The sequence below is a fragment of the Duganella violaceipulchra genome (assembly GCF_019166075.1).
GTDB classification, from domain to species: Bacteria; Pseudomonadota; Gammaproteobacteria; order Burkholderiales; family Burkholderiaceae_D; genus Rugamonas; species Rugamonas violaceipulchra.
The window spans coordinates 175,765-188,237 of sequence record NZ_JAHTGR010000008.1 but is presented as its reverse complement, the minus strand read 5'-3'; the positions used below and the strand labels follow the sequence as shown (position 1 = coordinate 188,237).

Below are 12,473 nucleotides of genomic sequence, written 5' to 3'. Positions count from 1 at the left end.
AAATACTAACATTAACAGGGGGAAACCACAGCCCCCATCTACTGGAGAAGTCATGATTGTTCTGACTGGCCTGAAAGCGCCGTTTGAATTGACGCAGCACGCTATTGCCATCAAACAGCAGGGGATTGATTTCGCGATCCGTTATTACAGCCACCAGGCGGGCAAGAGCCTGTCGCTGGCCGAGGCGCGTTCGCTGACCGACGCCAGCATCCAGATCGGCGCGCTGTGGCAGGCCGGCGGCGACCACCTGAACTATTTCAGCCGGGCGCAAGGTTGCGCCGACGGCGCCGCCGCCTATTTGATGGCGCAGCAGGTCATCACGCAGCCGTCCGGCTCGGCGATTTACTTTGCCGTGGATTTCAATCCGTCGGTGGAGGCCATCGGCGGCCCGGTCAGCGCGTATTTCGAAGGCATCAACCAGGCGTTCCGCGCGGCCGGGCCGGGCGAGCCAAAATATCAGGTCGGCGTCTATGGCTCGGGCGCCTGCTGTGAGGCGATGTTGCTCAGGGGGCTGGCGGCGTTGAGCTGGTTGTCGCCATCGCCGGACTACCATGGCTCGCGCGACTATGTCGGCTTCAACCTCAAGCAACTGGCGGCCGCCAGCCTGCCGGTCGATGACGGAAAACACATCAGCGTCGACCTGACGCGCACCAACGACGGCTATCCGGCAGGCCTGTTCAGGGTGTTGTGATGCAGACCATATTGTTCACCGAAGCCGTCACGCTGAAGACGGTCAAGCCGTCCAAGACGATTTTTCTTAACAATACGGGACAGGATGTGGTGCTGAAGTTCGTGACGGCGCCGGACATGCTGTTGTCGGCCTACACCATCAGCAACGGCGTTAGTGCGGCGATCGACAGCATCCGGCTTGGCACCATCGATTACTACTCCGGCCACGGCCATAACATCGCGATCGCGGCCGGCAGCACGGCGGTACTGAGCGTGGCCGACAAGGTGCTCAATATGGTGATTTCGCCCTGATTTGTTAAGATGCGCGGATGAATCCATCTTTCCAGGGCCGAAATTCCGGCCTCGATACCTTGCGTGCGCTGGCCATCGTGTTGGTGTTTGCCAACCATTACATGCTGTTTGTCAGTGGTAGCCCGACTTTTGGCTGGTTCGGCGAGATCGGCTGGACCGGTGTCGACCTGTTTTTTGCGCTCAGCGGCTATTTGATCGGCAACCAGATCCTGGGCGGTATGCGCCGCTCACGGCAGTCCGAGGACGGCGAGCGGTTTTCGCTAGCGCGCTTTTACGCGCGCCGCCTGCTGCGTACTTTGCCGAATTTTTACTTTGTGCTGGCGCTGTACGCCTTGTGGCCGGCTTTCCGCGGCACCAGCGTGCTGCCGCCGCTGTGGAAGTTCCTGACATTTACCCAGAATATCCAGCTGATGCCGGGCACGGCTTTCTCGCACGCATGGTCGCTGTGCGTCGAGGAGCAGTTTTATTTCCTGCTGCCGGCAGTAGCGCTAGCAATCGCTGCGTGCCGCAAGCCGCTGGTGCTGGCCTGGCTGGCGGTGGTCGGCACGCTGTTGGCCGGCATGGCGATTCGCAGCCATCTGTGGACCGAGTATGTCGGGCCGGAGCAGGGCGGATTCCATTACTACACCTTGATCTATTACTCGTCGCTGTGCCGCTTCGATGAACTGGTGGCGGGTGTCGCGCTGGCGCTGCTGAAGAACCATCATGCCGGCGCCTGGGCGCGGCTCACTTCGCGCGGCAACTGGGCGCTGGCGGCCGGTGCTGCACTGTTGGCGCTGACCTGGTCGCTGTTCATCGAAGACCATTACAGCTATTCGATGACGGTGATCGGCTATCCGATGCTGGGCCTGAGTTTTACGCTGTTGTTGATTGCGGCCTTGAGTCCCGGCTCGCTGCTACAAAGGCTGCGGGTTCCGGGCGCGGCCAGCATCGCGCTGTGGTCGTACGCGATCTACCTGACGCACAAGACGCTGTGCGTGCTGCTGCGCGCGCCGCTTCAAGCCGAGGGCTGGGGGCCGAACAGCTGGCAGACCATCGTATTGATGAGCGCGGCTAGCCTGCTGGCGGGCTGGCTGTTGTACCTGCTGGTGGAGACGCCGTTCATGAAGCTGCGCGACCGCTATATTCCGGGCAATTTCGCCCGGCCGGTCATTCCGGCTGGCGCCGCAGCTTAAGTTGATGGTCGTCAGCGATTGAAGGGCCCGCCTCCGCCCGATTTCTGACGTCGTTGAGATCGGCTATCGATCCGGGTTTTTGTGCGATCCAGTGTGCTCTTTCAGTCTACCTCACATTTAAGTGTCAAAATATCACAAATATCCACTAAGCAACAAAAAAGTCCCAGCTCCATGAATATTTCTCATTCCCTAACATTTCCTTTTGTGTTATTTTTTTCCGTATATATAATCGAAATGTCGTGATTGTTACGACGTACTTATAACTTCAATGGGACTAAAATGAAAAATCAGATGGGTTTCAAAGTAGAGGCAGTAAAACTGGAAAGTCGTTTTGAGCAACAAAGCGCGCTGGCTGGCGCTATCGCCGTAGTTGGGGCGATGTCCGCGACAAGTGCATATGCTCGCGAAGATACGTGCGGAAATATGCAAGATAGCCCGTGCCCAGTTAGCTGCTCCATCTCTTGGCCATTCTAAAAATGAGCTTCGTCGGCAGGTGAAAATCGCCTTCTGGTAAATCTGTCGAATTGAAAATAAAGGTGCCGGGAAATCGGCACCTTTATTACTAATTAGAATATAGTATTCGTCATAGCGGTGGGCAATGAAAAAAATTCTTTCTGATTTACGGGTTGTTCTGACGCCTGAAGGAAAAAACATAGTAACAATTTCCGAAAAGTATTTCTCTGTTTCAGAAAATGCTGCGGTTTTGTTGAGGTTAATCATATCCAGCCCAAATTCAGATGCGAATTTATTAGCTTCGGCATTGTCTAGTAAAATTGGTTATTCGGTAACTGAGGAAGAAATAAATCAAGCGTTGGATGATTTTCCTGACGACTTTTTCTTGACTTCAACCCAAAGAACTAAATTTACTTTTTCGCTTCCAATCATCAAAGGGCGTATTCTAAACCTGTTTGCCGGTTTTCTGTCGCCATTATTGCACCCGTTCCTGGCCATTCCGCTAATATTTTTGGTTGGGTATTTTTTAATTAAATTCCATCAAGACTTTTCTATGGCGGAATCTGGGACAGTTGAAACTGCTGCCTTTATTTTGCTGGGAATTATATTTCATGAGTTAGGGCATGCGGCAGCATGCTATTCCGCAAAAGTACGTCCGGGGCTGATAGGATTCGGCTTTCAAGGAGTATTTCCTTCATTCTATACCGATGTTTCTGATATATGGACGGCCGGTCGACGTCAGAAGATAGTTGTAGATCTGGGTGGAATCTATTTTCAATTAATCTACGCTGCGCTATTGTCCCAGTTTGTTGAGTCTAATCCGGCGCTGGTGGGCGCTGTGCAAATTTCTGTTCTTTTAGCATTAAGCTCCGCGCTGCCTTATTTTAAGTTCGATGGTTATTGGGCCTTGGCTGATTTTTTGGGAAAGGATAACCTTTCCCAGTGGATGGAAATTAGATCCAGCGAGCTGCGGGAGAAAGTATTATCGCGAAACTTGGAACGCGATGATGTATTATCTTTAGTTGGATTAATGAGCTACTTCCTAGGGGTGGTTTTTTTGTGCACATGGATAGGTGCGCACTTTATAAAAGGAATAAGCTCGATTGTCATGATTATTGCTGAACGGTGGCCCAATGTAATGTCATTTGACTTGGCCGCTCAGTATATGTTTCTGGTAATAATGGTTTTATCGACAGTTCCCATGGTTCTCTCTGCATGGCGTTGCATTATTTGGTTGGTTGGTGCTGGTTTTGTAGTAAAAGTAAAAAATATCGCATTTATATTGAAGCAATTGTTATGTATTTTAACGATCAGACTATTCGCGCCCTTTTTTTACTTTTCAAGTAAACATAGGAATTTCATGGCGAATGTTGCTGCTGGAGTAAATTTGGTGGTCCCTAAACTACCTAAAGCGACATGGGTGCCCATGCAAGCTGTTGTTGGGAAGTATCGTGAACGAGCATGGATAACGTTGCTTTCGACCCTGGATACCCATACAGGAATGAATCTGGTACGCCGTACCCACGAAATCATGTCCAAAGAAAATCTAGTGTCCGTCTTTTCTACGCCTGGTGCTGCCATCATAGCGGCACCGCATTTTGGCTCGTTCGTCACAGGCGCATTGATGCTAATGGATGCAGCTGGGAACGAGCGAAAGCTACACTTTTTCTATGCTGATCCGGAAAAGGAACCAGATAATGCATTCTTTGAACCTTTTTATAAGAGATATTTCCCTGACCTGTCAGTAATTTATAATAATAAAAGAGGCATGGTGGCTGCGGCGCGAGCCTTAAAGAATGGCGACATAGTCGTGATATTGCCCGACGTGTTTAATTCCGCCCATAATACGTCAGTAAGTTTTTTGGGGAAGGATATTAGTGTCATGCCAGGAATAGCATATTTTAATAAAAAATATAATGCGCGCGTGATTCCGGTGGTGAGCGAGTTTTCGGGGAATCTTGGAGTTCGAATTTACGTCGGTGATGATTTGAAATTAAAGAAATCAAATTTAGAATTGCCGGATGACGCTCATGTCATGCAGGAAGTATTTACATCCGTTGAGAAGTGGGTTAGAAAATCTCCCGGGGATTGGCATTGTTGGTGGAAATTTTATTATCAAGTAAGCAATGGCATGGTTGCTTCTAATTAGAATTGGTTTGTTGTGGAAACTTAGTCGGGAAGAAAAATATTTAGAGATCTAGATCTAGTCCGTGTCAGCATAAAAATGATGTTGTTGCATGGGATGTGCGATATCGTGGCCGACCGGGTAAGATAAAAAATCTGGATGATAATTAATTGGTGGTTTTTTAATTATATGCGAATGCGTTGGGGAATGCTTGTTTGAAAATATATTTTTTTGAAATGCTATTATTTTTAAAGAAGCTTTGGATAGAGTATCAAGCTGCTTTGATTTTCTCTTGTGTTGTCGTTTTGCATATCATCGTATGGTTTTTCTTCTTGAATCATTATAATGTTCAGAGGACCTCTCCGCGTACCAGTTCGTCTTCCGTCTTTTTCTTTAACGCCGTGTACCATCGCGCGCTGCGGCAAAAAAAAGTTGCTGAACGGCCTCGCCAAGATATCAAGCAATCCCTATCTAGCAAGCAATTGCGCACGGCTGGTGTCTCACTTGGACGTTCGCCGCGAAGTGAGCCGGAGGCAGCTGGCGTTCTGCCCCCTCAGTCGGTGGCCGACAACGGAGCTGTGCATTCATTCGCAGCGAATCCGTCAGAAGTTATAGTCGAGTCTGACTCACAATTTGGTTTATCTGTTACATCGGCGGAAAGGATTGAGTGGGCAAGAAAGAATGCAGGCAAGATTGACCGGGGGATGCGTTCAGGTATCGCTGTTTCGTTACCGGTTACAAAATCCCGCTTCGACAGACTTTCAGACGACTTTTCGAGCGCTCACGTTTCGAGGGATGATGAAGTAGATCGCCGCTTTGTATCACCCGAGGGAATAATTTATTACAGTACAACGATCAGGGGCAAGACGACGTGTTATATGAGCGGTCCGGTGAGTTCGCCTAATGGCGTCAGTAAAGGACCGGGTGCGATATCGTGCCCGTCGAGTGCAGGCAAGTGGGCTAAGTATTAGTGCTACTCACCACGTGTCGTTTATCGCTCAAATCCACCTCTAATAACCCTTCTTAGACGATGTGAGGTTATAGGCAATCCGTCCATAACGAATTTCGTGGCCATATCGGCAGGGGCGACGGTACCGGTAATAGGGCGCGGCATGAATGAACATGTCCGGCTCAGCGGCATGGTGCCGTCTTTGCCCGTGTCGGCTTCCTCACGCTTGTCGCGTTGAACCGGAGCCTGTGTCAGCGGCGCGTCGACAATCTGTCCGCAGCGCGTCATGTGGCCGTGCTGTGCAATTGCTGCTGAACCTGCTAGGCAATCTGATTGCCCACACCCGCCTGGTCACGGAACAGCCAGATCGTTTTGGCGTCGGGAACGCCGGAATGTTACCTGCTTAGGCCAGCGGGTGGCGGGTTTTTAGAGGTGTCTTAATTCAACTCGATCACGTCGAACGGCGACTGCATCGACCCCAGGAAAACCATGACGCTGCGCGCGCGCTCGCCCATGTCCTCGTGACGGGTGGCGGCGATGGCGGCGCGCAGGCCGGGGACCACTTCGGTGATGTGCGGGCTGTCGTAGGCGGCCACCAGCAGTGCCGCCAGTTCGCTGGCGCGGCCGCGGTTGTTGCGCATGCGTTCCTCCAGCATCGCCAGCAGCGCCCGCTGCATGCGCGGCGTCGGATTGGTGATGTAGCCGAACACCAGCGGCGTATTGCCGATCGCCTCGCACAGGCGACTCTCGATCTGGTCTGGCTTGACGTCGGAGGCGATGTCGAAATAGGCGCCATTCCAGCGCGTCCGTTCATACGGATGGCCGGGCGGGAAGGAATCGGCTGTCTCAAAGCCGAGAACGTGGCTCAGGTAACGCAGCCATTTGAGGATAGTGGGCATCATGCCGGCATTTTATCCCGAGACGGGACACTCATGGGGGCAGCCGCCGGGCAGCATGTCTGTCCGGCGGCTGTTGCAACTTTAAGCGTGGGCTTCCTCGCCCAGCTTGCCGGCGCGGAAATCTTCAACAGCGGCGAAGATCTCGGCCTGCGTGTTCATCACGAACGGGCCGTACTGCGCGATCGGCTCGTTCAGCGGCTGGCCGGCCACCAGGATCAGACGGCTGTCCTCCGTCGCCTGCAGCGTCACGCCATCGGCGCCTGCGGTATTCGCCAGGATCGCCATCCGGCCCGACGCCACCGCCTTGTCGCCGACAGTCACCTCACCGCGATAGGTGAAGATAAATGCGTTGTGACCTTCCGGCAGCGCCTGGCTGAAGCTGGCGCCGGCCGGCACGTGGATGTCGAGATAAATCGGCTCCGTCACCGCGCGCTGCACCGCGCCGGCCACGCCGTGGCTGCTGCCGGCGATCACTTTGACCGCCACGCCTTCGGCCGTGGTGAAGGCCGGCACGTCGGCGCCATTGAAATCGCGATACCACGGCGCCTGCATCTTGTCCTTGGCGGGCAGGTTCAGCCACAGCTGGAAGCCTTCCATCACGCCTTCTTCCTGCTCCGGCATCTCCGAGTGGATCACGCCACGGCCCGCAGTCATCCATTGCACGCCGCCGTTGGTCAGCAAGCCTTCGTTGCCGGCGCTGTCCTTGTGACGCATGCGGCCTTCCAGCATGTAGGTCACGGTTTCAAAGCCGCGGTGCGGATGGCTGGGGAAGCCGGCGATGTAGTCGTTGGCCTGGTCGCTGCCGAAATTATCCAGCATCAGGAACGGGTCCAGCCGGCGCTGCAAGGGCTGGGTCAGGACGCGATTGATCTTGACGCCTGCGCCGTCCATCACGGCCTGGCCGCTGATAACGCGCTCTACGCTGCGAGGGGTGTTTACTTGATCGGTCATGACTTTGCTCCTTGGTTTGTTGTTTGCGTTACACCAGTACTGCGTTGATTTCTGCCTCTGCCTGCGCTTGCGCCTTGGCCACCGCTTCAGGACCCATGCCCAGGCCTTCGGCGAAGACATATTGCACATCGGTCAGGCCCACGAAGTTCAGGAACATCTTGATGTGCGCCAGCTGCGTGTCGGTTGGGCCGTCGCGGTGCATGCCGCCACGCGACAGCGCCACGTACACCTTCTTGCCGGTCAACAGGCCGACCGGGCCGGTCGGGCCGTACTTGAAGGTCACACCGGCGCGGGCAATCGCGTCGAACCAGCTTTTCAGCTGCGCGGTGATGCCGAAGTTGTAGGTCGGCGCACCGATGACGATCACGTCGGCAGCTTGCACCTGGGCGATCAGCGCGTCGTCCAGCGCCACGCGGGCGGCCTGGGCTTCGGTGCGCTGGTCGGCCGGGGTGAACAGGGCTTGCAGGGTCGGCTCGTCGATCACCGGATGCGGATCGGCCGCCAGGTCGCGGCGCAGCAGCGTTGCGGCTGGATTGGCGGCGCGGACCTTGGCGACGATGGCGTCGGCCAGGCGGGTCGATTCGGAACCGGTGCTGCGGGCGCTGGAGTTGATTTGCAAGATGTTCATGGTGTTGCTCCTGTTGTCTGGTTTGTGCTGCGATGTAGTTACTTTAATCGTTTCATATTCGTTTCGGAAGACGCTAAAATGGATAACATTAATCCACTGATGGAACAACGAAGGAGAAAATGCGTGGAAATCGACCCTGGCGACCTGCTGTTATTCGCCCGCATCGTCGAATGCGGCAGCTTCAGCCTGGCGGCACAGCGGGTGCAGTTACCCAAATCGACCGTGTCGCGCCGGATTTCGCTGCTGGAGGCGCATCTGGGCGAGCGTCTGCTCCAGCGCACCACGCGCAAGCTGGTGCTGACCGAATTCGGCGCCAGCCTGCTGGAGCACGCGCGCCGCGTGGCCGACGAAACCGAGCAGGCCGGAGCCCTCGCGCAGCACCGCCAGGGCGCGCCCAGCGGCCTGCTGCGGATCTCGATGCCGGCCGACTTCGCCAACGTCGCGATGGGCGCGATGATGACGCGCTTCATGCACCAGTACCCGGCCATCGCGCTGGAGCTGGATCTGTCGCCGCGCCGGGTCGACCTGGTGGCGGAAAACTTCGACCTGGCCATCCGCATGGGCAACCTGCCGGACGATGCCTCGCTGGCCGCGCGCCGCGTCACGCTGAGCAAGATCGCGCTGTATGCCTCGCCGCTCTACACCTCGCTGCGTGGTCTGCCCGAACACCCCGACGACCTGTTCAAGCACGACCTGCTCAGCCTGCCACCCCGGGTGAACGGGCTGATACGCTGGAAGCTCTTGCGCGGCAAGACGGAATGGGAGCGCGAGTTGCCGGCGCGGCTGCTGGCCAACTCGCCGGAACTGCTGGTGCGCATGGCGACCACGGGCGTGGGCATCGCCGCCTCGACCGAGCTGATCGCGCGCGAGCATGTGCAGACGGGGACGTTGGTGAGGGTGTTGCCGGAGTGGTCGTTCCCGGTCGTTACCGGGTGGGCGGTGTTCCCCGGCCGCCGGCTGATGCCGGCCAAGACCAGGGTATTCCTCGACATGCTGCAGGCCGCCTTCGACGAAAGCGGGCAGGGCGGGGTGTAGCGCTTACTTCTTCAGCTGGGCCATCGTCTGGCCCAGCTGGACGGCGCCGGCCGGTTGCCAGGCGGGATTGAAGCTCAGTACATCCTTGGGGAACAGCATGACGACGGTCGATCCCAGCAGGAAGCGGCCCAGTTCCTCGCCTTTTTTCAGCACGATGTCCTGGTCGTCGTACTGCCATTCGCACACATGCGGCATGCGCGGCGGATTGACCACGCCATGCCACACGGTGGCCATGCTGCCGACGATGGTGGCGCCGACCAGGGTCATCACGAACGGACCGTGGGCGGTGTCGAACACGCACACCACGCGCTCGTTGCGGGCGAACAGGCCGGGGATGCCGCGCGCGGCGGCCGGGCTGACCGAGAACAGCTCGCCCGGCACGTAGATCATGCGGGTCAGCTTGCCGTCGCAAGGCATGTGGATGCGGTGGTAGTCGCGCGGGCTCAGGTAGAGGTTGGCGAAGCTGCCGTTGTGGAACTTGGCGGCCAGCTCGGCGTCGCCGCCGACCAGCGCGGTGGTGCTGAAATTGTGGCCCTTGGCCTGGAAGATCTGGTCTTCCTTGATGTCGCCGAACTGGCTGATGCGGCCGTCGATCGGGCAGATGAAGTCGGCGTCGGCGATCGGGCGGGCGTCGGGACGCAGCGCGCGCGTGAAGAATTCGTTGAAGCTGGCGTAATGGCTAATGTCCGGATCGAGCGCCTCGGCCATGTTGACGTTGTACTTGCCGACGAACCAGCGGATCAGCCAGGTGGTCTTGCTGCCGCCCTTGGCGCCAGCCACGCGGCCGGCAAAATTGGTCAACGCTCCCTTGGGAAGCAGGTAGTGTGGCAGGACAGCGAGGCGAGACACGATAGGGTATCCATACAATAAACGATCGCGCATTATAGCGCCGGGGTTTAGGAATTCGTACTAAACAATCCGGGCGTCTTGTTAAATGCTGAACATTTCGGATTAATCAAGGCATAATGCAAGCTCGCCACTTGTCCGACCACTTGCCCTTAAGAACCATGCCTGCCCGCCCATTTCGCCTGACGCAGATCGCTGCCGCTGTACTGTCCATTTACCTCGCCGCCGGCGCCGCCCATGCCGAGGCCGAGGCGCCTGCCAAGCCGGCCGAAGCCGCCCCCCTGCAGAAAGTGGAGATCAAGGGCGCCGCCGCCAGCTACGACGCGCGCCGCGATGATACCGCTAGCAAGACCGTCATCACCAGCGAGGAAATCCAGAAATACGGCGACACCTCGGTCAACGACGTGCTCAAGCGCGTGCCCGGCATCACCGTCAGCGGCGCTGCCGGCCGCAGCGGCGGCGAGATCCGCATGCGCGGCCTGGGCAACGGCTACACCCAGATCCTGATCAATGGCGAGCGCGCTCCGGCCGGTTTCGCCATCGACAGCCTGGCGCCCGACGTGATCGAGCGCATCGAGGTGCTGCGCGCCGCCAGCGCCGAGTTCAGCACGCAGTCGATCGCCGGCACCATCAACATCGTGCTGAAGAAGGCGCTGAAGGCGGCCCAGCGCGAAGTCAAATTCAGCGAGGGCAAGGGCAGCAAGTTCAGCTCGCCGTCGGTCAGCCTGCAGATGTCGGACAAGCTCGGCAAAACCTCCTACTCGTTCGGCGGCAACGCCTGGCGCTATATGTACAACCGCGTGACGCCGTCGTTCGACACCGGTACCGACGCCGCCGGCATCCCCAACCTGGATCGCGCCGCCACCTGGCACGACCAGGGCCGTGCCGACGGCATGAACCTGTCGCCGCGCATCAACTGGACGCTGGACAACGGCGATACGCTGACCTCGCAAACCTTCGTCAACCTGAACCAGTTCGTCAGCAACAGCCATAGCCGCACGACCACCACGCTCGGCAAAGGCCCGGACTACGACCGCGTCGACAGCACCTTCAGCAGCCACAACGGCTTCGGCCGCAGCGACCTGAACTGGGTCCACAAGCTGGCAGAGGGCGCCAAGCTGGACATGAAAGTCGCCGTCAGCGACAACCGCAACACCGCCGATTCCCTGCAATTCGGCGGCAACAACGGCTTGCCGGCGACCTTGGCGCGCACCGTGGTTTCGACCAGCAGCGAGCAGGGCTTCAGCACCCAGGGCAAGTATTCGCGGCCGCTGACCTTGGTCGCGGCGCCGGCCGACGGCAAGGGCGAGGCCCCGGCCGAGCACGCGCTGGCGATGGGCTGGGACGCCGGCATCACCCAGCGCGACGACACGCGCAACCAGCGCGAAGCGGTGCTGCCGGGCGGCCTGACGCCGGACAACAGCGACGAGGGCTTCTCGGCCAAGGTCACGCGGCTGGCGCTGTACGGCCAGGACGAGTGGAACCTGACGCCGCAATGGTCGCTCTACACCGGCCTGCGCTGGGAAGGCCTGGACACCCGCAGCGACGGCAATACGTTCGATGCCGTGCGGCAGCACTCCAGCGTGTTCAGCCCGCTGATGCAGACGCTGTTCAAATTCCCCAACAAGAAGGACCAGTTGCGCGTGGCGCTGACCCGCACCTACAAGGCGCCGTCGACGGCCAGCCTGATTCCGCGCAAGTTCACCTCGACCAACAACAGCCCGACCGAGCCCGACCGCCGCGGCAATCCGCACCTGAAGCCGGAACTGGCGCTGGGCCTGGACGCCTCGTTCGAGCATTACTGGGGCGAGGGCGGCCTGCTGAGCGCCAGCGCCTCGATGCGCCGCATCGACAACTACACCCACCAGGGCTTGCTGTATGAAGACCAGCGCTGGGTCTCGACCTCGATCAACGACGGCCGCGCCGAAACCCGCGGCGTCGAGCTGGAAGCCAAGTTCCCGCTGCGCGCGCTGGTCGAGCACGCGCCGGCGCTGGATCTGCGCGCCAGCGTCAGCCGCAACTGGTCGCGCGTAGAAAGCGTGCCCGGCCCCGACAACCGCCTCGACCAGCAGACCCCGCTCAGCGCCACCCTGGGCGTCGACTACAAGAGCCCGAGCGGCATGCTCAGCACCGGCGGCAGCTACAGCTTCCGCAACGGCGGCCTGGCCCGCCTGAGCGGCACCCAGGGCGGCTACACCAGCGTGCGGCGCGACCTGGACGTGTATGCGTTGTGGAAAATCGACACCCAGAACAATCTGCGGGTCGCCGTTTCCAACCTGCTGGGGCAGGACTACGTCACGGAAAGCCTGTACAGCGACGCCAGCGGCACGCAGAACCGCATGACGGTGGCCAGCGGCGAAACCCAATTGCGCGTCACCATCGAAAAGCGCTTTTGAAGGCACGTTTCTGAGGTGATATGATGCTGCAGTGT

11 protein-coding genes are annotated in these 12,473 nt (G+C 58.0%); 7 read left to right on the top strand and 4 right to left on the bottom strand.

Annotated elements, in window-relative coordinates:
• Positions 1-52: 52 nt before the first annotated feature.
• The 5 genes from KVP70_RS16675 to KVP70_RS16655 all read left to right on the top strand — a co-directional run bounded on the left by KVP70_RS16675 (position 53) and on the right by KVP70_RS16655 (position 5,705).
• Positions 53-691, top strand: coding sequence for a DUF1906 domain-containing protein (locus KVP70_RS16675; RefSeq protein WP_217943334.1), 639 nt, complete (start codon positions 53-55; stop codon positions 689-691).
• Positions 691-981: a hypothetical protein gene (locus KVP70_RS16670; RefSeq protein ID WP_217943333.1), complete on the top strand. Its 291-nt coding sequence runs from the start codon at positions 691-693 to the stop codon at positions 979-981. The genes KVP70_RS16675 and KVP70_RS16670 overlap by 1 nt, the downstream gene beginning before the upstream one ends.
• A 17-nt stretch (positions 982-998) precedes the next feature.
• Complete coding sequence (locus KVP70_RS16665; protein ID WP_217943332.1) at positions 999-2,156, top strand: acyltransferase family protein; 1,158 nt, start codon at positions 999-1,001, stop codon at positions 2,154-2,156.
• Positions 2,157-2,754: 598 nt separating this feature from the next.
• Positions 2,755-4,758 carry an LpxL/LpxP family acyltransferase gene (locus KVP70_RS16660; RefSeq protein ID WP_217943331.1) on the top strand — a complete coding sequence of 668 codons (2,004 nt, stop codon included), beginning with the start codon at positions 2,755-2,757 and terminating at the stop codon, positions 4,756-4,758.
• 191 nt (positions 4,759-4,949) lie between these two features.
• Positions 4,950-5,705, top strand: a complete 756-nt coding sequence (locus KVP70_RS16655; protein ID WP_217943330.1) for a hypothetical protein — start codon at positions 4,950-4,952, stop codon at positions 5,703-5,705.
• A gap of 415 nt (positions 5,706-6,120) precedes the next feature.
• On the opposite strand, the gene KVP70_RS16650 is transcribed toward KVP70_RS16655, so the two are convergent.
• The 3 genes from KVP70_RS16650 to KVP70_RS16640 all read right to left on the bottom strand — a co-directional run bounded on the left by KVP70_RS16650 (position 6,121) and on the right by KVP70_RS16640 (position 8,161).
• A complete protein-coding gene (locus tag KVP70_RS16650; protein WP_217943329.1) occupies positions 6,121-6,585 on the bottom strand; it encodes a hypothetical protein in 465 nt (154 codons plus the stop codon).
• A 78-nt stretch (positions 6,586-6,663) separates the two neighbouring features.
• Complete coding sequence (locus KVP70_RS16645) at positions 6,664-7,533, bottom strand: pirin family protein (protein ID WP_217943328.1); 870 nt, start codon at positions 7,531-7,533, stop codon at positions 6,664-6,666.
• 28 nt (positions 7,534-7,561) lie between these two features.
• Positions 7,562-8,161 carry an FMN-dependent NADH-azoreductase gene (locus KVP70_RS16640; protein WP_217943327.1) on the bottom strand — a complete coding sequence of 200 codons (600 nt, stop codon included), beginning with the start codon at positions 8,159-8,161 and terminating at the stop codon, positions 7,562-7,564.
• A gap of 123 nt (positions 8,162-8,284) precedes the next feature.
• Here KVP70_RS16640 and KVP70_RS16635 point away from each other — a divergent pair, with 123 nt between their 5' ends.
• On the top strand, positions 8,285-9,196 hold the full coding sequence (locus KVP70_RS16635; protein ID WP_217943326.1) for a LysR family transcriptional regulator: 912 nt from the start codon (positions 8,285-8,287) through the stop codon (positions 9,194-9,196).
• 3 nt (positions 9,197-9,199) lie between these two features.
• Here KVP70_RS16635 and asd read toward each other — a convergent pair whose 3' ends face one another.
• Complete coding sequence (gene asd / locus KVP70_RS16630; protein WP_217943464.1) at positions 9,200-10,048, bottom strand: archaetidylserine decarboxylase; 849 nt, start codon at positions 10,046-10,048, stop codon at positions 9,200-9,202.
• A 155-nt stretch (positions 10,049-10,203) separates the two neighbouring features.
• On the opposite strand from asd, the gene KVP70_RS16625 reads away from it, so the two are divergent.
• Positions 10,204-12,438: a TonB-dependent receptor plug domain-containing protein gene (locus KVP70_RS16625; protein WP_217943325.1), complete on the top strand. Its 2,235-nt coding sequence runs from the start codon at positions 10,204-10,206 to the stop codon at positions 12,436-12,438.
• The last annotated feature ends 35 nt before the right edge of the window (positions 12,439-12,473 follow it).